We start from the raw sequence: 20,891 nt of genomic DNA, 5'->3' as shown, positions 1-20,891 counted from the left end.
GGACGCCTCACGTCACGCGCTGGGCGTTCCGGCTCCACAGGGCGAGCAGCACGGGCGACCCGGTGGGCGCCGGACCGAGGGGACAGACGTCGAAATGGCTGATCCGGCACCTGTCGGACGGCGCGGGGGCGCCCAGGGTCACGGCGGTGCCGTCAGCCGCGATGTGCCAGCGTTTGCCCGCCGGTACGGACCCGACCGGCCAGGCGCCGGGCTCGATCATCAGCCAGCGGCCCCGCACCGTACGGTGCCACTCCGCCTCGCCACCGCAGGTGCGGCAGACCGTCCTGCGCGGATCCCGGACGGACCCGGCCGGTGCGTCGGACCGGGCGGAGTGGACCGAGCTGCCGGAACGGACGGAACGGACCGAGCTGACGGACCGGACGGCCCGCACCAGGGTCGCGGAGCCGGCGGTGCGGGCGGCCCGGGCCAAGGCCTCGGCCGTACCGGCCAGCACCTCACCCACCAGAACCGGTTCACGGTCGGGGTGCCCGACCCCGGCCCGCTCGCAGCCGGTGCAGAGGGACAGTCCGAGGCTCGCGGTCCATCTGGCGTGCGGATCACCGCACGCGTCGCAGAACGATGTCCGGGCTGAAGAGATGGTCACGTCGCCCCCCGTGTGACGTCGTCGAAACCGGCGAAGGGATCCTTCCACCCCCCACTGACAACCATGTGGTGATGTTTCACGTGAAACAGCATCGGTGTTTCACGTGAAACATCGCCAAGGCCGCCGCTGCCGGAGTGCCACCGGAGCCGGACCGGGCGGACGGGCCGGGAGGGGGCCCGCCCGTCGGACGGGGCTCATGGGCGAAGATGGAGCCGTGACCTCGGCTCCCCAGTGCCCGGACGGGCCAACCCCCATGACCCGGCTCATCGCCACCGATCTCGACGGAACCCTGCTGCACGACGACAAATCCGTCTCACAGCGCACGGTCGCCGCACTCGCCGCGGCCGAGGAGGCCGGTATCGAGGTCTTCTTCGTGACCGGACGTCCGGCCCGCTGGATGGGCGTGGTCAGCGACCACGTCCAGGGCCACGGCCTGGCGATCTGCGCGAACGGAGCGGCCGTCGTCGACCTCCACGCGATCGATCCGCACGGCACCGGCGCGCCCACGGGCCGGGAGTTCGTCCAGGTCAGGGCGCTCCCCCGGAATACCGCCCTCAAGGTGGTGGAAGCCCTGCGCGCCGCCGCCCCCGGCACCTCGTTCGCCGTCGAGCTGACCACCGGCATCAACTACGAGCCGTCGTACCCGCCCTTCTTCCAGGACCCGGGCGCCCATGTCGCCACCGCCGAGAGGCTGCTCCACGAGGCCACGGACGACGACTCCGCTCCCGTCCTCAAGGTCCTCGCGCACCACGCCGAGCTGGCACCGGACGAGTTCCTGACCCTGGCCCGCTCCGTAGCCGGGGCGTACGCCGCCATCACCCGCTCCAGCCCGACCTCCCTGCTGGAGATCAGCGGACTGGGCGTCTCCAAGGCCAGCACCCTGGCTCTGTGCTGCGAGGAGCGCGGCATCTCGGCGGCCGAGGTCGTCGCCTTCGGGGACATGCCGAACGACGTGGAGATGCTCGACTGGGCCGGCACCTCCTACGCGATGGGCAATGCCCATCCGGATGTGATCGCGGCCGCGTCGGGCCGTACGGTCGCCAACAACGAGGACGGCGTCGCCGTCGTCATCGAGCGCATCCTGGCCGGACGGGCCGCCCGCGCCCGGTCCTAGATCCCAGGCCGCCCGGAAGGGACGGACGGGAAGGGGCGCTGGATGAGGCCGACTCTAAGAGACGGGCTCGAAGAGACGGGCTCGGAAAGACGGGCCAGGAAAGACGGCTAGAGCGGGGCCTCCCACACCAGGGTGGTCCCGCCGCCCTCCTCGCCGAGTCCGGGGCCGTACGAACTCGAACCGCCCAGCGATTCGGCCCGTCGGCGCAGGTTCCGCAGCCCGCTGCGCCGCCCGCCCTCCGCGATGCCCACCCCGTCGTCGGCGACCTCCAGCCGCACCCCGGGCCGCCCGTCGCCCAAGGTGACGGTGGAGTCGAGCACCACCTCGATCCGGGACGCGTCCGAGTGCCGGAACGCGTTCGACAGGGCCTCGCGCAGAGCGGCGATGAGGTTCTTGCCGACCAGCTCGCCGACGACCGCGTCGATCGGCCCGAGGAAGCGGTGCGCGGGCTTGAAGCCCAGGGGCACGGCAGCCATGTTGATCTCTCGCAGCACCCGGGTGCGCAGACCCGAGGGCGCTTCCGCGGGGCCCTGCTGGAGGGCGAAGATCGCGGTGCGGATCTCCTGGATGGTCACGTCGAGCTCGTCCACGGCCTTGCCCACGCCGTCGCGCACCTCGGGGACGACGGACCGGCGCTGGGCGCCCTCCAGCATCATTCCGGTGGCGAAGAGCCGCTGGATGACCAGGTCGTGCAGATCGCGGGCGATCCGGTCACGGTCCTCGAAGACCGCGAGGCGTTCCCGGTCGCGCTGCGCCTCGGCCATCATCAGCGCCAGTGCCGCCTGGGACGCGAACTGCGTGGCCAGGGTCCGTTCGGCCTCGCTGAACGGCCGCTTGCCGCGCGCCCTAGGTGTGACGAGCGCGCCCAGGACCCGGCCGCCGCTGTGCAGCGGGAGCATCATGCAGGCCCCGTACTGGCTGGTCAGCCGGCTGATCATGCGCGGGTCCGAGGAGGCGTCGTCCACGAAGACGGGCTCGCCCTCCAGAAGGCTGGCCACCACCGGGCTCTCGGCCGGGATCACCACGCCGAGGGAGGTGGCCGGGTTCTCGGCGGAGACCGCGACGATCTCCATCCCGCCGTCCTCGGTGGGCAGCATCACGATCCCGGCGGCCGAATCGGCGAGGCGGCGGGCCTGTTCGGCGACAACCGCGAGCGCGTCGTCCGCGTCGCCGCCCGACAGGAGGGCCGTGGTGACGGCGACGGAGCCGTCGATCCAGCGCTCGCGCTGGGTGGCGGCCTCGTAGAGGCGGGCGTTGCCGATGGCGATGCCGGCCTCGGTGGCCAGCACCCGGACCATGTGGACGTCGTAGTCGTTGAACTCGCCGCCGCCGTTCTTCTCGGCGAGGTAGAGGTTGCCGAAGATCTCTCCCTGCACCCGGATCGGGACACCGAGGAAGGTCGTCATCTCCGGATGGTGGGCGGGGAAGCCCGCCGCGCGCGGGTCCTTGCGCAGATCGGGGAGGTGGACCGTGTCGGAGTGCGAGATGAGCGCGCCGAGCAAACCGCGCTTCCCGTCCGGACGGTGGCCGATCTTCCTCGCCAGTTCGTCGCTGATCCCGAAGGTCACGAAGTCCGAGAGCCCGCGGCCCTCGGTGTCGACGACCCCGATGGCCGCGTAGCGGGCGTCCGCGAGCTCGGCCGCCGTCTCACAGATCCGGTCCAGCGTGGAGTGCAGCTCAAGGCCGGTACCGACCGACCTCATGGCCTCCAGTAGTTGCGGCACCCGGGCCGTGAGCTCGGTGGACAGGCCTTGGAGACTCCGGGTCGCGGCGGTCGCGGCGGTCGCGGCCTCCATCGGGCCGGGCGTGGGCGGCGCCGGATCCGGCGATGACGCGGGCGATTCCTGAGACTCCTGCGCTGACATGCCCTTGAGACTAGTTAGTCCGCTTTAGTGAGGAAAGTCGAGCCCGGTCACCGCCCGGCCGACACCCCGTCCACCGCCCGTTCCCGTTCCAGCAGCCGCCGCAGCGGTCCCTCGACGGCGGCCAGCTCCGTGTGGGTCCCGCGCTGGACGACCACGCCGCGGTCCAGGACGAGCACCTCGTCCACCGCCTCCAGGCCCGCGAGCCGGTGCGTGATCAGCACGGTGGTGCGTCCCTCGGTCGCGGCCAGCAGATCCGCCGTCAGCGCGTCGGCGGTCGCCAGGTCCAGGTGCTCGGCCGGCTCGTCCAGGACGAGGACCGGGAAGTCCGCGAGCAGCGCCCGCGCCAGGGCCAGACGCTGGCGCTGGCCGCCCGAGATCCGCTCACCGTGTTCGCCGACCAGGGTGTCCACGCCGTCCGGCAGCCCGTCGGCCCAGTCCAGCAGCCGGGCCGCCGCCAGCGCGTCCCGCAGCTGCGCCTCGCTCGCCCCCGGGCGGGCCAGACGCAGGTTCTCCCGTACCGAGCTGTCGAAGATGTGGGCGTCCTGGGCGCACAGGCCCACGATCCGGCGGACGTCGTCCCCGTCGACCGCCCGCGCGTCGGTCCCGCCCAAGGTGTACGAGCCCTCGTGCTGGTCCAGGAAGCGCAGCAGGACCTGGGCCAGCGTGGTCTTGCCCGCGCCCGAGGCTCCGACGACCGCGATCCGGCGGCCCGCCTCCAGCGTCAGGTCGAGCCCGCGCAGCGCGTCGCGCTCCTGCCCGGGGTGGCGGGCGGTGAGCCCCGTCAGCCGCAGCGGGAACGGCGAGGCGGGCAGATCCTGCGGCCGCTCCGGCTCGACGACCGGGACGGGCGCGTCGATGACCTCGTAGAGCCTCTCGGCGCTGCGGCGGACCCGCTGCCGGTACTGGACGGCCTGCGGGAGCCCGGTGACGGCCTCGAACGCGGCGAGCGGGGTCAGCACCACCACGGCCATGGCGACCCCGGACAGGCGGCCCCCGGCGACAGCGTTCGCCCCGACGGCGGCGGCGCACACCACGGTCAGTCCGCACACGAGGGCGGACAGCCCGCTCCCGAGCCCGGTGACGGCGGCCGCGCGGGCGGCGATCCCGGTCAGCGTGCGGTCGCCGCGCTTCGCGGCGTCCTTGCGTCCGGCCAGGGCTCCGGCGACGGTCAGTTCGGCGGTGCCGGTGAGCAGATCGGCCACGCGGGTGGCGAGCTCGCCCCGGGCGGGCGCGAGCCGGCGCTCCGTGCGGCGTGCGCAGACCGAGCTGACGAGCGGCACTCCCACGCCCGCGACGAGCAGCCCGGCCGCGAGCACGGCTCCGGCCTCGGGGAGCAGCCAGGCGGTGAACGCCACGGAGCCGGTCCCGACGAGCACCGCGGTGCCGACGGGAAGCAGCCAGCGCAGCCAGTAGTCCTGCAAGGCGTCGGCGTCGGCGACCAGCCGGGTCAGCAGATCCCCGCGCCGCCGCGCGCGCAGCCCGGCGGGGGCGATGCGCTCCAGCCCCCGGAAGACGCCGACGCGCAGGTCGGCGAGCATCCGCAGGACGGCGTCGTGGGACACGAGCCGCTCCGCGTACCGGAAGACCGCCCGCCCGATGCCGAACGCCCGCGTGGCGGTGACCGCCACCATCAGGTAGAGCACGGGCGGCTGTTCGGAGGCCCGCGAGATCAGCCAGCCGGACACGGCCATCAGCCCGACGCTGGAGCCGACGGCCAGCGCCCCCAGCAACAGCCCGAGCCTGAACCGCCCCTGCCAGGCGTTGGCCACTCCCCGCACCCGCTTGAGCGGATCGGCTCCGCCGGTCTCGGCGCCGCCCGTAACGGCCGCCCGCTCCGGTGCGGCCCCCAGGATCCACTCGCCGGGACCGGCCGGGACGCGCGGGGAGCGCGGCCGGGGCAAGGCCTCGCCGGGCAGCGCGACCGCGGCCTCCGCGGCGGGCAGGGACCGGGCGGGGGAGCGCCCCGCCGGCCGGGCCCCGACCCGCACGACCCGGTCGGCCACCGCCAGCAGCGCGGGCCGGTGCACCACCAGCAGCACGGTCCGTCCGACCGCCAGCCTCCGTACGGCCTCCACGACGGCCGCCTCGGTCTCCCCGTCCAACGCCGCGGTCGGTTCGTCCAGCAGCAGCACCGGGCGATCCGCCAGGAACGCCCGCGCCAGCGCCAGCCGCTGCCGCTGCCCGGCGGACAGGCCGACCCCGCCCTCGCCGAGCACGGTGTCCGCGCCCCGCGGCAGGGCCCGTACGAACTCCCACGCCCCGGCATCCTTCAAGGCCCCGACGACGGCCTCGTCCGGGGCGTCCGCCTTGGCGAGCCGTACGTTCTCCGCGATCGTCCCGGCGAACAGGTGCGGCCTCTGCGGTACCCACGCGATCCGCTCCCGCCACTGCTCCCGCGACAGCTCCGCCAGGTCCACGCCCGCGACCCGTACCCGGCCCGCGCTCGGCTCCACGAACCCCAGCAGCACGTTCAGGAGCGTGGACTTGCCCGATCCGCTCGGCCCGGTGAGGGCCACGCATTCGCCCGGTGCGACGGTCAGCGAGACCGGTCCGGGGGAATCCTCGTCCCGGCCCGGGTACCGGACGGCCACCCCGTCGAGCTCGATCCGCAGCCCCGCGCCGGGTACCGCGGCCGTTCCGCCCTCCGCGGGGGCCGGGGTCTCCAGTACGTCGAAGATCTCTTCCGCGGCGGCCAGGCCCTCCGCCGCCGCGTGGTACTGCGCCCCGACCTGGCGCAGCGGCAGGTACGCCTCGGGCGCCAGGACCAGGACGACCAGCCCCGTGTACAGGTCCAGCTCTCCGTGCACGAGCCGCATGCCGATCGTCACCGCGACCAGTGCCACCGACAGGGTCGCCAGGAGTTCGAGGGCGAACGAGGACAGGAACGCGATGCGCAGCGTGCGCATCGTCGCCTGCCGGTAGTCATCGGTGATCTTGCGGATGGACTCCGCCTGCGCCTTCGCGCGACCGAAGACCTTGAGGGTCGGCAGGCCCGCCACCACGTCCAGGAAGTGCCCCGACAGCCGGGACAGCAGCCGCCACTGGCGGTCCATCCTGGACTGGGTGGCCATGCCGATCAGGATCATGAAGACCGGGATCAGCGGCAGCGTGACCACGATGATCGCCGCCGACACCCAGTCCTCGGTGACGACCCGGGCGAGCACCGCCACGGGAACGACGATCGCGAGGCCCAACTGGGGCAGGTACCGCGAGAAGTAGTCGTCGAGTGCGTCCACACCCCGCGTGGCCAGGGCCACCAGGGACCCCGTCCGCTGTCCGCTCAGCCAGCCGGGCCCCAGGTCCGCGGCCCGCTCCAGCAGCCGGCCGCGCAGCTCCGACTTGACCGCCGCGCTCGCCCGGTGCGCCGCCAGCTCCGTCAGCCAGGCGACCAGGCCCCGGCCCAGTGCCACCGCCGCGAGCAGCAGCAGCGGCGTCCGGAGCGCCTGCCCGTCCAGTCCGTCCTCGAAGGCGCCGACCACGATCTCGGCGATCAGCATCGCCTGCCCGACGACCAGCCCCGCCCCGGCGAGCCCGAGGGCCACCACAGCCCCCAGGAAGAGGCGGGTGGAACGGGCGTACCGGAGCAGGCGCGGGTCGATCGGTTTCACGTGAAACATCTCCCAGGCAAGATCGGGACGGGACGGATGGAACGGACGGGCCGGACGGGACCGGGACGGACGGGGCCGGGCGTACCGGGCAGCAGGATCGGACTCAGTGCGCGTCGGCGATGTGCTGGGTGCCGATGCGCTTGCGGAACACCCAGTACGTCCACCCCTGGTAGAGCAGGACGAGCGGAGTCACCAGCGCCGCGAGCCAGGTCATGATCTTCAGGGTGTACGGGCTGGACGAGGCGTTGGTGACCGTGAGGCTCCAGGCGTCGTTCAGCGAGGAGGGCATGACGTTCGGGAACAGCGTCAGGAAGAGCATCGCGACGGCGGCCGCGATGGTGACCCCCGACAGGGCGAACGCCCAGCCTTCCCGGCCCGCGAACGTGCAGGCGAGGGCCCCGACGAGGGCCAGGACCGCCACGGCCATGGCGATCAGGCTCCAGCCGTCACCGCGCGAGAGCTGGGTCCAGAGCAGGAAGGCGAGCGCCAGGACGGCGGTCACCACCCCGAGCCGCATGGCCAGCCGGCGCGAGCGGACCCGGATGTCACCGACCGTCTTGAGCGAGGTGAAGACCGCGCCGTGGAAGGTGAACAGGGTGAGGGTGACGAGGCCGCCGAGGATCGAGTAGCCGTTGAGCAGGTCGAGGAACGTGCCGACGTACTCCTTGTGCTGGTCGATCTTCACGCCGCGCACGATGTTGGCGAACGCCACGCCCCACATGAACGCGGGGATCAGCGAGGTCCAGAAGATCGCGTGTTCCCAGTTGGTCTGCCACTTGTCCTCGGGCCGCTTGTGGCGGTATTCGAAGGCGACGCCCCGGATGATGAGGCAGACCAGGATGATCAGCAGCGGCAGGTAGAAGCCGGAGAAGAGGGTGGCGTACCAGTCGGGGAAGGCGGCGAACGTCGCGCCGCCCGCCGTGAGCAGCCAGACCTCGTTGCCGTCCCAGACGGGCCCGATCGTGTTGATCAGGACCCGCTTCTCCTTGCGGTCGCGGGCCAGCAGCTTGGTCAGTACGCCGACTCCGAAGTCGAAGCCCTCCAGGAAGAAGTAGCCGATCCACAGGACGGCGATGAGCACGAACCAGACGTCGTGGAGTTGCATGGTGTGGTCTCCCCAGCCTCAGTAAGAGAAGGCCATCGGCCGGTCGGGGTTCTTGTCGTCCCCGCCGATCTTGGTGGGCGGGTTGAGGTCGGCTTCCGTGAGTTCCGGCGGGCCGGCCTTGACGTACTTCACGAGCAGCCTGACCTCGATGACCGCGAGCACGGCGTAGAGGAGCGTGAAGCCGATCATCGAGGTGAGCACCTCGCCCTGGGAGACGCTCGGCGAGACCGCGTCCCGGGTCCGCAGGACTCCGTAGACCACCCAGGGCTGGCGGCCCATCTCGGTGAAGATCCAGCCCCAGGAGTTGGCGATCAGCGGGAAGCCCATGGTCCACAGTGCGACGAGCCAGTACCAGTGGGTGAACTTGGGGCTCAGCGCCTTCCTGAAGAGGACCAGGTGCGGGACCTCGTCCTCGCCGGTGCGCAGCCCCGGCGGCAGCATGAACTTCTTGCGGGTCAGCCACAGCCCCAGCATTCCGACGCCGAGGGAGGCCATGCCGAAGCCGATCATCCAGCGGAAGCTCCAGTAGGCGACGGGGATGTTGGGCCGGTAGTCGCCGGGCCCGAACTTTTCCTGCTCGGACTTGTTCACGTCGTTGATGCCCGGGACGAACGAGGTGAAGTCGTTGTTGGCCAGGAAGGACAGCAGTCCCGGGATCTCTACGGCGACCTTGTTGTGGCCCTTCTCGACATCTCCGTAGGCGAAGACGGAGAAGGGTGCGGGCGCCTCGCCGTCCCACAGCGCCTCGGCGGCGGCCATCTTCATCGGCTGCTGCTTGAACATCACCTTGCCGAGGAGGTCTCCGCTGATGGCCGTGCCCAGTCCGGCGATGATCATGACGACCAGGCCGAGCCGCAGCGAGGTCCGCATCACCGGTACGTGCCGCTTGCGGGCGAGGTGGAAGGCCGCGATGCCGACCATGAAGGCGCCCCCGACCAGGAAGGCCGCCGTCATGGTGTGGAAGAACTGGGTCAGCGCGGTGTTCTGGGTGAGCACCAGCCAGAAGTCGGTGAGCTCGGCCCGGCCGCGCTCCTCGTTGATCCGGTAGCCGACGGGGTGCTGCATCCAGGAGTTGGCCGCGAGGATGAAGTAGGCGGAGAGGATGGTGCCCATCGAGACCATCCATATGCAGGCCAGGTGGATCTTCTTCGGCAACTTGTCCCAGCCGAAGATCCACAGGCCGATGAACGTGGACTCGAAGAAGAAGGCGATGAGCGCCTCGAAGGCCAGCGGTGCTCCGAAGATGTCACCGACGAACCGCGAGTAGTCCGACCAGTTCATGCCGAACTGGAACTCCTGGACGATCCCGGTGACAACACCCATCGCGATGTTGATCAGGAAGAGCTTGCCCCAGAACTTCGTGGCCCTGAGGTACTTCTCCTTGTCCGTACGCACCCAGGCGGTCTGCAAGATCGCGACGAGCGCGGCCAGCGAGATCGTCAAGGGCACGAAGAGGAAGTGATAGACGGTGGTTATACCGAACTGCCATCGCGCCAGGGTTTCTGGCGCCAGAGCTAGGTCCACGTCGTCGTCTCCTTCGTGTCGCCGTGGTCACAGCCGCGGTTTGCCTGTTGCGTCCCCATCAATACGGGAGGAACAGGACACGCTTGTGAACGCGTTCACATTCACAAGCATTATGGCGCACGCCTGTCGGCATCTTTCAGGGGGGGTGCCCCTAGCGAAAATATTCAACAGATTGTTGAATTCAGGGCATGCAGATTCGAATCATCTGGCCCGCCGGCCACCTCACCGCGACCCTCGACGAGACCCCGACCGCCGCGGCACTCGCCGCGGCCCTCCCCGTTTCCGCCTCGGCGAACACGTGGGGCGAGGAGGTCTACTTCGACACCGGCGTCCGCGTGGCACTCGAGCACGACGCCCGGCAGGTCGTCGAGCCGGGCACGGTCGCCTTCTGGACCGAGGGCGACGCGCTCGCGCTGCCCTACGGCCCCACCCCGATCTCCCGAGGAGGCGAGAGCCGCCTGGCGAGCCCGTGCAACGTGCTCGGCTCCTTCGACGGCGACCCCCGCCTGCTGGCCACCGTCCGCGACGGCGACCCCATCCGCGTGGAACGGGCCTAGTCCCTTTTCCGCCCGCTCCCGCGAGCGGGCCCCGCTAGAACTCCTTGAAGAACGCCTCGGCCGTGTGCAGGAAGAGGTCGTTGGCCTCGGGCTCGCCGATCGTGACCCGCAAGCCCTCGCCAGCGAAGGGCCGGACCACCACGCCGGCCTTCTCGCAGGCCGCCGCGAAGTCCGCGGTCCGCTCCCCGAGCCTCATCCACACGAAGTTGGCCTGCGTCGGCGGCACCACCGTCCAGCCCTGGGCCAGCAGCGCGCCGTAGACCCGCGCCCGCTCGCCGACCAGCGCGCCGACGCGGCCCATCAGCTCGTCCTCGGCCCTCAGCGAGGCCACCGCCGCGTCCTGGGCGAGCTGGCTGACGCCGAAGGGCACCGCCGTCTTGCGCAGCGCCGCGGCCACCGGCTCGTGTGCCACCGCGAATCCGACGCGCAGGCCCGCGAGCCCGTACGCCTTGGAGAACGTACGCAGCACGGCGACGTTCGGGCGGCTGCGGTAGAGCTCGAGGCCGTCCGGCACCTCGACGTCGCGGACGAACTCCTTGTACGCCTCGTCGAGGACGATCAGGATGTCGGAGGGCACCCGGTCCAGGAAGCGCTCCAGCTCGGCACGCCGTACGGCGGTGCCGGTGGGGTTGTTGGGGTTGCAAACGAAGATCAGCCGGGTCCGTTCGGTGATCGCCTCGAACATCGCGTCCAGGTCGTGCACGTCCCCGTCGGTCAGCGGGACCCTGACGGAGGTCGCACCCGAGATTTGGGTGATGATCGGGTAAGCCTCAAAGGACCGCCAGGCGTAGATCACCTCGTCGCCGGGGCCCGCCGTCGACTGGATCAGCGACTGCGCGACCCCGACCGATCCGGTGCCCGTGGCGATGTGCTCCACCGGCACGCCGAAGCGGTCGGCGAGCTCGTTCACCAGACCCGTGCACGCCATGTCGGGGTAGCGGTTGAACTGGCCGGCCGCGGCGACCGCGCTCTCCAGTACCCCAGGCAGGGGCGGGTACGGGTTCTCGTTCGAGGACAGCTTGAACGCCACGGGACCGCCCGCGGCGGCGGGCTTCCCGGGCTTGTAGGTGGGAATGCCGTCCAGCTCGGCGCGCAGCTTCGGGCTCTTCTCGCTCACCGCAGGTCCTCCTCGACCGTCCCGTACGACGTCGCCGTCGCCTCAATGCTTCTCACCTTATGAGGATTCCGCCCATCCGAGAACGGTGGGCGCCAGGAATGCGAGAGAGCGCACGCATATATGCGCACGCCGGTGGCCCGCGCCGTGGCGCGCGTCCCTCGTACAGGTGAGTTGAAACCGATCCGAGACCTCACCGTTTTGGCATGCACGGACCCGACGACAAGCGGCCGCCCCACCCTCGACCTCCATGTGCCTTTATTTCCAAGGTCATTCGGGGTGGCGAACCATGCAGAAACGTGCCTGTCAACGCCTGCATATGCACGCGGACCACCCGGCTCACCGCGCCCTACTATCGGCTCGCCATGACAGCAGCAGGGAAGCATCAGGTGAGCCGGACCGAGACCACCCGGCGGGCCGCCGGCCGACAGAGCCGGGCCGGCATCAGGGACGTGGCCGCCGCGGCGGGCGTCTCGATCACGACCGTCTCCGACGCGCTCAATGGCAAGGGACGGCTGCCGGACGCCACCCGCCGCCACGTGCGCGAAGTCGCCGACCGGCTGGGCTATCGCCCGTCCGCGGCGGCCCGCACCCTCCGTACCGGCAAGTCGGGCCTCATCGGCCTGACCGTGACCACGTACGGGGATGAACCTTTCACCTTCACCGAATTCGCCTACTTCGCCGAGATGGCCAGGGCCGCCACCTCCGCCGCGCTCGCCCGCGGCTACGCCCTCGTCATCCTTCCCGCCACCTCCCGACACGACGTCTGGTCCAACGTGGCCCTCGACGGCACCGTCGTCATCGATCCCTCCGACCACGATCCCGTCGTCACCGAGCTGGTCCGCCAGGGCCTGCCCGTCGTCTCCGACGGCCGCCCGGCCGGGTCGCTCCCGGTCACCGCCTGGGTCGACAACGACCACGAGGCCGCCGTACTGGGCCTCCTCGACCACCTCGCAGCCGCCGGCGCCCGCCGCATCGGGCTGCTGACCGGCACCACCACCGACACCTACACCCGGCTCTCCACCACCGCGTACCTCCGCTGGTGCGAGCGCGTGGGCCAGGATCCCGTCTACGAGTCCTACCCGGCCCACGACCCGTGCGCCGGCGCCGTCGCGGCCGACCGGCTGCTCGCCCGCCCCGACCGGCCCGACGCCGTGTACGGGCTCTTCGACCCCAATGGCACCGACCTGCTCGCCGCCGCCCGGCGCTACGGCCTGCGCGTCCCGGAAGACCTGCTGCTCGTGTGCTGCAGCGAGTCCACCGTGTACGCCAACACCGAACCGCCCATCACCACCCTGTCCCTCAAACCGCGCCGCATCGGCACCGCCGTCGTACAACTCCTCATCGACGCCATCGAGGGCGTCGACACGGGGCGTCCCGTCGAACAGGTCATCCCGACCGAGCTGATCATCCGCACCTCCTCCCAGCGCAGGCAGCCCAGAACGACCGTCAGTCCGCCCCGTTCACCGGCACAGGACTGACCACCTCCACGCTCGTGACCGACCCCCACGCCGGCCAACGGCGGGGCCAACCGGCCCCGCCGCGGATCCCGGCAACACCGATATCGGGAGAAAGTGGTAGGAACGATCAGCTCCGACCAGGATTCACCACCCCTGGTGCGTCACAGAGCGCGAGCTGCATTCCTATGATGGGCGCACGACATCACGGACCCTTGGCCCAGGAGGCAGGAGGGTCCGCAGGTGTACGGCAGCGCGACGGTGGTGGAGGGGTCGATGACTCAGGGGGCCGGTCAAGGACCCGCGGTGCGGACGGACACACAGCGGGACTTCCGGTTGCCTGTCGTCGAACCCGCTCCGCCTGCCGTGCACGGCGCACAAGCCGGGACGACGTCCGTGATCGCCGGGCTGCCCGGCGACGCCCCCGTCTACGGCGACTACCCCGCCTACTACGAGAGCCCGCCCACCGTGCCCGTACAGCACGGCTACGGATACGGGTACGGATACGAAGCCCCGTACGCCACCGCCACGGACACGGTGACCGTGACGGACACGGACGCCGGCCCCGGCCCGCACGCCGCCATGAGCCCCGCCGCGAGCGCCGGTGAACCCGTACCCCCGTCCGAACCCGCCCCGGCTCACGCCCCCGGCGAGGCCGGCTACGAGGACTACACGCCGACCCAGCGGGACCTGCCCGTCATCGTCCGCGCCCCCCTCGGCGGCCCCGGCGACACCCTCCAGGTCCAGTACGTCCCCCAGGACTCCGTGGCCGACGGCCCGGGCCCGCTCTACGTCGTCGGCGACGTCCACGGCTACCTCGGCGAACTCGTCGCCGAGCTCCAGGCCCAGGGCCTCATCGACGCCGACCTCAACTGGTCCGCCGGCAACGCCCGGCTCTGGTTCCTCGGCGACTTCACCGACCGCGGCCCCGACGGCATCGGGGTCATCGACCTCGTCATGCGGCTCTCCGCCGAGGCCGCCGCCGCCGGCGGCTACTGCAAGGCGCTCATGGGCAACCACGAGCTGCTCCTCATCGGCGCCAAGCGATTCGGCGACACCCCCATCGTCTCCGGCGCCGGCACCGCCACGTTCCAGGCGGCCTGGCTCCTCAACGGCGGCCAGCGCACCGACATGGAGCGCCTCCAGGACGTCCACCTGCAGTGGATGTCGCGACTGGACGCGGCCGTCCTGGTGGACGACCACCTGCTCCTCCACTCGGACACCACCGCCTACCTCGACTACGGCGACTCCGTCGAGGACGTCAACGACACCATCCACGAGCTCCTCAACCGCAACGACGCCGACATCACCTGGGACCTGTTCCGCAAGTTCACCAAGCGCTTCGCCTTCCGCAGCGAGGAGACCGGCCCGCAGGCCGTCCGTGAGCTCCTCGGCACCTACGGCGGTACGCGCGTCGTGCACGGCCACAGCCCCATCCCGTACCTGCTGGGCGAGGTGGGCTCCGAGGACGGCGACGACTCGCGCGGCCCGGCCGTCGTCGGTCCGCACGTGTACGCGCAAGGCCTGGCCATCGCCATGGACGGCGGCGTGACGATGGCGGGCAAACTACTCGTCGTACAACTGCCGTTGAACGACTGAGGTTCGCCGGAGCGGGGTATTTCCGGAAAGCCCCTGTCACCGTACGGCGTGGGCGCTCTACCATCGCTCTATCCGCAGCAGGCTCTCCTCCGTTTGTGCCGGCGCCCGGGTCTACGCGGGCATACCGGCCTCCACGGAGCATCGGGGGATGCACATGACCAGCGCTCCGCACCTGCTCACCGAAGACCGGCCGGAGTTCGACCGCCTCCTCGACGAGGCGCTGCGCGCCGCGAACGACCGGCCCGAGCTCGCCACCCTGGGCGAACGGCTGAACGCCGAACAGCTGCGCACCATGGCCATGGGTGCCAGCGCGCTGCTGGTGGCCGCGGCCGGCGCCGAGTACGAGCACTACGTGAAGATCCGCAGGGAACGGCAGGAGGAGATCCTGTCCACGCCGGGAACCACGGCGCAGGAGGACGGCGGACAGGGTGCGGGTGGCGGCGCGGGCGCCAGCGCCGTGGTCGCGGTCCTCGCGCCCGTCCTGGCCGGGACCGCCATGCTGATCTTCCTGCTGGTGGGCTACATCCTGAAGATGATCGAGCCGGAACCGGCGTTCGCCGACACCATGGTGACGGCGGGCTGGCTGTTCGGCGGGCTCACGGCCGCCGCGCTGCTCTTCGCCGTGATCGGGCTGCTGGTGACGGCCGTACGCAACAGCTCCACCGAGGTGGTGGCGGACGAGACCGAGGCGGCGCCCGACGAGGTGTCACGGGCCCGGGAGGCCTGGCGCAACGCTCTGCTGGAGCGCGGCATCATGCCGTTCCTGCGGGACGCGCTGGCCGATCCGAGCGCGGTGACCTCGTATCCGACCCCCCGCACGCCGGGGGCCGGGCGCATCCCCAACCTGGGATACTCCCGGCCCGACTTCACCAGCCCCGGGGCCCCTTCACAGGGTCCCCGTCCCGGTTATGCCTCTCCGGACTTCACGAGCCCGGACTTCGGCGGCCCGGAGACCGAGCCGGAGTGACCGTCAGTTGGCTTCCGCGAGTTCCGACGGGTCGATGTTCTTGACGGCTTTGGCCCGATAGTTGGCTTCGTCCGGCGTCTGGCGGAACTTGCCGCGCAGCGTGGCCGTACTGACGGGGTTGATCTGGGTCCACGTCTTGGTGCACGCGAGAACCGGATTGCCCATCACCACTCCGGGGTTGCAGGTGGTCTCGTAGATCAGGTTGGTGGTGGTGAGGACCTCGATCGAGACGAGGTTGGCCTGGGCACCCACCGAGATGGCACAGGCGCCGGCCGGGAAAGTCCCCGGCGGCGTGCCGCCGTTCGTCAGGTCGTACCAGGTGAACGCCGAGATGGTGGGCGTGTTGCTCCGGATGCCGGCGTAGGCCTTGCCGCCGGTGAGCACGGCGTTGATCTGCGTGGCCGCGTTCGGGTTGTAGGAGTCGATGTCGGAGCACGGGCCGGTGGCGCCCGTCGCGCCCGTCGCACCCGTAGCGCCGGTCGCACCGGTCGCACCCGTGGCTCCCGTCGCACCGGTCGCGCCGGTGGCCCCCGTCGCGCCCGTCGCACCGGTCGCACCCGTGGCGCCGGTGGCACCCGTCGCACCGGTCGCACCCGTGGCGCCGGTGGCCCCCGTCGCACCGCGCGGGCCCGTCGGGCCGGTGGCGCCGCGCGGGCCGGTCGGTCCGGTCTTGCCCTTGGGGCCGCGCGGGCCTCGCGGCCCCGTCGGACCCACGTTGCAGTCGTCGTCGCCATGGGCGAGCTGGGCGGTCCCGGCCGCCGCCTCCTGCGCCTGGGTGCCGTCGGCCTTGCGCAGCGCCGTTTTACAGTCGTCCGGATTCGCGGGCGCGCCGGTCAGCGCGACCGCCGGGGACACCATCCCCGACAGCACCAGCGCCACTGAGGCGAGCGTGCCTCCCGTCAGCCAACCGGCCCGTCGGGGCAAGGGCCCCAGGTACGTACGGACCTTGTTCTCAAGACTCATTTACCGCTCCTCGCACACACCGGATCGAATGGATTTACGAAGTCCGGCAGTATGGCCGGGTTCCGCTGGGACATCCTGAGGAACTCCTCACCAGGAGACCGCCCGGCTCGCCCGCCGGTCAGTGGAACGGCGCAGTGAACACCGCCACTTGGCGGTCAGGACCAGGGCCACTCGGGTCCGCACCGGCGTGCCGCACGCGCCCGGCCGGGAGCCGTCCCTAGGGTCAGCCGCCGTGAAGCCGACCATTTGCCTCTGCATGATCGTGAAGAACGAGGCCGCCGTCATCGAACGCTGCCTCGACTCCGTGCGGGACCTCATCGACACCTGGGTCATCTCCGACACGGGCTCCACCGACGGCACCCAGGACCTCATCCGCAACGCACTGCGCGGGATCCCCGGAGAACTCCACGAGGAGCCGTGGGTCAACTTCGGGCACAACCGCAGCCTCAATGTCGGTCACGCCCGAGGAAAGGCGGACTATCTGCTGCTGCTCGACGCCGACCTCGTCCTGCGCCGCACCGGCCCGCTGCCCCCGCTCACCGCGGACTCGTACATGCTGCGCCACGAGGGTGAGACCGAGTACCGGATCAAACGCCTGGTCCGCGGCGATCTGCCCTGGCGGTACGAGGGCGTCACCCACGAGTACCTCACCTGTGACCGCCGCGACGAGAACGATCAGCGGCCGGGACTGCAGGAGAACCTGGACGTGCTGGCGATCGAGGACCACGCCGACGGCGGCTCCCGTCACGACAAGTTCGAGCGGGACGCCCGTCTGCTCGGAGACGAGCTCCAGCGGGACCCCTCGAACTCCCGCACCGTCTTCTACCTCGCCCAGACACGGCGTGACATGGGCGACGCGGCCGGAGCCATCGAGCTCTACGAGCGTCGCGCCTCCATGGGAGGGTGGAACGAGGAGGTCTACTACGCCCTGCTCCAAGTCGGCTTCCTCCACGGCGAGTCCGATGACTGGCCCGCTGCCATGGACGCCTTCACCCGAGCCTGGGAGTCACGGCCCGTCCGGCTGGAAGCCTGCTACGAACTCGCCGCCAGGCTCCGACTCCTGGGCCGCCACCACACCGCGCACGCGATCACCCGGGCCGTGCTGGACCAGCCGGTCCCGGATGACCTCCTCTTCGTCCAGCCCTGGGTGTACCGGTGGGGGCTGCTCTTCGAGCACTCCATCACCGCGTACTGGGTCGGCGACATGGCCACCTCGCTACACGCCTGCGACCGCCTGCTCGCTCTGCCCGACCTCCCGGAGCCCTACCGCCGCCAGACGGAGGCCAATCGCGGCTTCGCCGCGAGCCGTGTTTCACGTGAAACATCGGTCCCTGTTTCACGTGAAACATCGGAGCGGTCCGCGGCGGCGGACCAGAGCTAACCGGCGGACCGCTCTGCCAACGCCCGCCTGCGCTGCGCGACATCCGACAGCGACGGCGGGCGCCAGGCCCCGTCCGGCTGGTACAGGTTCCGGCCGGGCTCCACGATCTCGTCGATCCGGTCGAGGGCAGCATCGTCGAGGACCAGCCCGGCGCCCTTCACCAGGGACTCCAGCTGCTCCATGGTCCGGGGGCCGATGATCACCGACGTGACGGCCGGGTGGGCCAGCGGGAAGGCCACGGCCAGCTCCGGAAGGGTGCAGCCGAGGGAGTCGGCGAGCTCGACCAGCTCCTCCACCGCCTCCAGCTTCGCGACATTGCCCGCGATCGCGGGGTCGAAGCGGGCCGGCGTCAGCGCGGCCCGCCCGGAGGTGAGATCGACGTCACCACCGAGGCGGTACCTCCCGCTCAGGAATCCGGACGCGAGCGGACTCCAGGTCAGGACGCCCATCCCGTAGCGCCGGGCCACCGGCAGGACGTCGGTCTCGATCCCGCGCGCGAGGATCGAGTACGGCGGCTGCTCGGTGCGGAACCTCGGCAGGGCCCGCCGCTCGGCGACGTGATGCGCCTCGACGATGTCCTGGGCCGGGAACGTGGAGCAGCCGAAGGCCCGTATCTTCCCCGCCCGCACCAGATCTCCGAGGACCGACAGGGTCTCCTCGACGTCCGTCCCCTGATCAGGCCGGTGCACCTGGTAGAGGTCGATCCAGTCGGTGTCCAGCCTCCGCAGGCTGTCCTCGACCTCGCGCACGATCCAGCGCCGTGAGTTCCCGCTGCGATTGCGGCCCTCGCCCATCTGGAAGTGCACCTTGGTCGCGAGCACGACATCGTCCCGCCGGCCCTTGAGGGCCTTGCCCACGATCGTCTCGGACTCTCCGGCGGAGTACATGTCCGCGGTGTCCACGAAGTTGATCCCGTGGTCGAGCGCGGCATGGATGATCCGCACGCACTCCTCCTGATCAGGATTCCCCACCGCCCCGAACATCATCGTCCCGAGGCAATGCGCGCTGACCTCGATGCCGGTCCCACCCAGAATTCGGTATCGCATGCTCATGGAGCCGCACTGTAGGAGCTGGAGCACACTCCAGCACAAGCCCCTGATCCGCACGCCCGCCGACGCCGTCCCGAAAGGCGAAACGCGGCGGCCCGTGACTCCCCCCGGGGTCACGGGACGCCGCGCTCGACGCTGGCGGGCGGACCGGTCAGTCGGCCAGCGGCAGGTAGACCCGGTTGCCCGAAGCCGCGAACTCCGCGGACTTCTCCGCCATGCCCGCCTGGATCTCATCCGGCTTCAGGTCGCCGCCGTGCTCGCGCCGGATGTCCTGCGAGATCTTCATCGAGCAGAACTTCGGACCGCACATGGAGCAGAAGTGCGCGGTCTTGGCCGGCTCGGCGGGGAGGGTCTCGTCGTGGAACGAGCGAGCGGTGTCCGGGTCGAGGGCCAGGTTGAACTGGTCCTCCCAGCGGAACTCGAACCGCGCGTCCGACAGGGCGTCGTCCCACTCCTGGGCGCCCGGGTGGCCCTTGGCCAGGTCCGCCGCGTGCGCGGAGATCTTGTACGTGATGACGCCGGTCTTCACGTCGTCGCGGTTCGGCAGGCCCAGGTGCTCCTTGGGCGTGACGTAGCAGAGCATCGCGGTGCCCCACCAGGCGATCATCGCCGCGCCGATGCCCGAGGTGATGTGGTCGTAGGCCGGCGCGACGTCCGTGGTCAGCGGGCCGAGGGTGTAGAACGGCGCCTCTTCGCAGATCTCCTGCTGAAGGTCGATGTTCTCCTTGATCTTGTGCATCGGGACGTGCCCGGGGCCCTCGATCATGGTCTGCACGTTGTAGCGCTTGGCGATCGTGTTCAGCTCGCCCAGCGTCTTCAGCTCCGCGAACTGCGCCGCGTCGTTGGCGTCCGCGATGGAACCGGGGCGCAGGCCGTCACCCAGCGAGTACGTGACGTCGTACGTCGCGAGGATCTGGCAGAGCTCCTCGAAGTTCGTGTAGAGGAAGTTCTCCTTGTGGTGCGCCAGGCACCACGCGGCCATGATCGAACCGCCTCGCGAGACGATGCCGGTCTTGCGGCGCGCGGTCAGCGGGACGTACGACAGCAGCACGCCGGCGTGGACCGTCATGTAGTCGACGCCCTGCTCGGCCTGCTCGATGACCGTGTCCTTGTAGATCTCCCAGGTCAGGTCCTCGGCGCGGCCGTCGACCTTCTCCAGGGCCTGGTACAGCGGCACGGTGCCGATCGGGACGGGGGAGTTGCGCAGCACCCACTCGCGGGTGGTGTGGATGTTGCGGCCGGTCGAGAGGTCCATGACCGTGTCGGCGCCCCACTTGGTCGCCCAGGTCATCTTGTCGACCTCCTCCTCGATGGAGGAGGTGACCGCGGAGTTGCCGATGTTGGCGTTGACCTTCACCAGGAACCGCTTGCCGATGATCATCGGCTCGATCTCGGGGTGGTTCACGTTCACCGGCATGACCGCACGGCCCGCGGCGATCTCCTCGCGGACGACCTCGGGGGAGACGTTCTCGCGGATCGCGACGTACTCCATCTCCGGGGTGATCTCGCCCCGGCGGGCGTACGCGAGCTGCGTGACGGCGGCGCCGCCCCGGCCCCGGCGGGGCTGGCGCGGGCGTCCCGGGAACACCGCGTCGAGGTTCTTGAGACCACCGCGGGGCGAGGTGTGCTTGATGCCGTCGTCCTCGGGGCGCGGGGGGCGGCCCGCGTACTCCTCGGTGTCGCCGCGGCCGATGATCCAGTTCTCGCGCAGCGGCGCGAGGCCCCGGCGCACGTCGGTCTCGATCTGCGGGTCGGTGTACGGACCGGACGTGTCGTAGAGCGTCACGTCCTTGCCGTTGGTGAGGTGCACCTGGCGAACCGGCACCCGGATGTCGGGGCGGGAGCCTGCCACGTACCCCTTGTGCCAACCCGGCTGGCGCTCGGTCTGGCCGTCGGCGTCCTGGCTGACGGCAGGCGTGCGTGCGTCCTGAATGGTCATGTGACCTAATCTCCCTACGCCGGCATTACCCGGTAACAGGTTCGG

The 20,891-nt window shown here is 70.8% G+C and carries 15 protein-coding genes; 6 read left to right on the top strand and 9 right to left on the bottom strand.

Features of this window, described 5'->3' with window-relative positions:
• Positions 1-7: 7 nt before the first annotated feature.
• Positions 8-604 carry a DUF6083 domain-containing protein gene (locus ACWF9Z_RS07755; RefSeq protein WP_453598549.1) on the bottom strand — a complete coding sequence of 199 codons (597 nt, stop codon included), beginning with the start codon at positions 602-604 and terminating at the stop codon, positions 8-10.
• 196 nt (positions 605-800) lie between these two features.
• On the opposite strand from ACWF9Z_RS07755, the gene ACWF9Z_RS07750 reads away from it, so the two are divergent.
• Positions 801-1,718 carry a Cof-type HAD-IIB family hydrolase gene (locus ACWF9Z_RS07750; RefSeq protein ID WP_453598547.1) on the top strand — a complete coding sequence of 306 codons (918 nt, stop codon included), beginning with the start codon at positions 801-803 and terminating at the stop codon, positions 1,716-1,718.
• 107 nt (positions 1,719-1,825) lie between these two features.
• Here the strand turns inward: ACWF9Z_RS07750 and ACWF9Z_RS07745 are convergent, their stop codons facing one another.
• From ACWF9Z_RS07745 to ACWF9Z_RS07730, 4 genes are all read right to left on the bottom strand, one after another.
• Positions 1,826-3,514, bottom strand: coding sequence for a sensor histidine kinase (locus ACWF9Z_RS07745; RefSeq protein WP_453598812.1), 1,689 nt, complete (start codon positions 3,512-3,514; stop codon positions 1,826-1,828).
• A gap of 116 nt (positions 3,515-3,630) precedes the next feature.
• The gene (gene cydD, locus ACWF9Z_RS07740) at positions 3,631-7,191 is read right to left on the bottom strand and encodes a thiol reductant ABC exporter subunit CydD (RefSeq protein WP_453598545.1); all 3,561 of its coding nucleotides are present in this window, start codon (positions 7,189-7,191) and stop codon (positions 3,631-3,633) included.
• A gap of 103 nt (positions 7,192-7,294) precedes the next feature.
• Positions 7,295-8,296, bottom strand: coding sequence for a cytochrome d ubiquinol oxidase subunit II (gene cydB, locus ACWF9Z_RS07735; RefSeq protein ID WP_453598543.1), 1,002 nt, complete (start codon positions 8,294-8,296; stop codon positions 7,295-7,297).
• An 18-nt stretch (positions 8,297-8,314) separates the two neighbouring features.
• Positions 8,315-9,820: a cytochrome ubiquinol oxidase subunit I gene (locus ACWF9Z_RS07730; protein WP_453598541.1), complete on the bottom strand. Its 1,506-nt coding sequence runs from the start codon at positions 9,818-9,820 to the stop codon at positions 8,315-8,317.
• A gap of 188 nt (positions 9,821-10,008) precedes the next feature.
• Here ACWF9Z_RS07730 and ACWF9Z_RS07725 point away from each other — a divergent pair, with 188 nt between their 5' ends.
• Positions 10,009-10,377, top strand: coding sequence for a cyclophilin-like fold protein (locus ACWF9Z_RS07725; RefSeq protein ID WP_453598539.1), 369 nt, complete (start codon positions 10,009-10,011; stop codon positions 10,375-10,377).
• A 34-nt stretch (positions 10,378-10,411) separates the two neighbouring features.
• On the opposite strand, the gene hisC is transcribed toward ACWF9Z_RS07725, so the two are convergent.
• A complete protein-coding gene (gene hisC / locus ACWF9Z_RS07720) occupies positions 10,412-11,494 on the bottom strand; it encodes a histidinol-phosphate transaminase (protein WP_453598537.1) in 1,083 nt (360 codons plus the stop codon).
• A gap of 362 nt (positions 11,495-11,856) precedes the next feature.
• Here hisC and ACWF9Z_RS07715 point away from each other — a divergent pair, with 362 nt between their 5' ends.
• The 3 genes from ACWF9Z_RS07715 to ACWF9Z_RS07705 all read left to right on the top strand — a co-directional run bounded on the left by ACWF9Z_RS07715 (position 11,857) and on the right by ACWF9Z_RS07705 (position 15,514).
• Positions 11,857-12,972: a LacI family DNA-binding transcriptional regulator gene (locus tag ACWF9Z_RS07715; RefSeq protein WP_215021268.1), complete on the top strand. Its 1,116-nt coding sequence runs from the start codon at positions 11,857-11,859 to the stop codon at positions 12,970-12,972.
• A gap of 237 nt (positions 12,973-13,209) precedes the next feature.
• Complete coding sequence (locus ACWF9Z_RS07710) at positions 13,210-14,547, top strand: metallophosphoesterase (protein WP_453598809.1); 1,338 nt, start codon at positions 13,210-13,212, stop codon at positions 14,545-14,547.
• A 148-nt stretch (positions 14,548-14,695) separates the two neighbouring features.
• Positions 14,696-15,514, top strand: a complete 819-nt coding sequence (locus ACWF9Z_RS07705) for a hypothetical protein (RefSeq protein WP_453598535.1) — start codon at positions 14,696-14,698, stop codon at positions 15,512-15,514.
• A 3-nt stretch (positions 15,515-15,517) separates the two neighbouring features.
• Here ACWF9Z_RS07705 and ACWF9Z_RS07700 read toward each other — a convergent pair whose 3' ends face one another.
• Positions 15,518-16,477 (bottom strand): hypothetical protein, encoded by a 960-nt coding sequence (locus ACWF9Z_RS07700; RefSeq protein WP_453598533.1) that lies wholly within the window; start codon positions 16,475-16,477, stop codon positions 15,518-15,520.
• Between the two features lie 232 nt (positions 16,478-16,709).
• On the opposite strand from ACWF9Z_RS07700, the gene ACWF9Z_RS07695 reads away from it, so the two are divergent.
• Positions 16,710-17,858: a glycosyltransferase gene (locus ACWF9Z_RS07695; protein ID WP_453598531.1), complete on the top strand. Its 1,149-nt coding sequence runs from the start codon at positions 16,710-16,712 to the stop codon at positions 17,856-17,858.
• On the opposite strand, the gene ACWF9Z_RS07690 is transcribed toward ACWF9Z_RS07695, so the two are convergent.
• A complete protein-coding gene (locus ACWF9Z_RS07690) occupies positions 17,855-18,904 on the bottom strand; it encodes an aldo/keto reductase (RefSeq protein ID WP_453598806.1) in 1,050 nt (349 codons plus the stop codon). The genes ACWF9Z_RS07695 and ACWF9Z_RS07690 overlap by 4 nt on opposite strands.
• A gap of 154 nt (positions 18,905-19,058) precedes the next feature.
• Positions 19,059-20,846 (bottom strand): phosphomethylpyrimidine synthase ThiC, encoded by a 1,788-nt coding sequence (thiC, locus tag ACWF9Z_RS07685; RefSeq protein ID WP_453598529.1) that lies wholly within the window; start codon positions 20,844-20,846, stop codon positions 19,059-19,061.
• Positions 20,847-20,891: the final 45 nt, after the last annotated feature.

This window comes from Streptomyces sp. NPDC054961, assembly GCF_053609145.1.
Note: the sequence above shows the minus strand (reverse complement) of the source record. Positions and strands in the feature narration are given on the sequence as shown.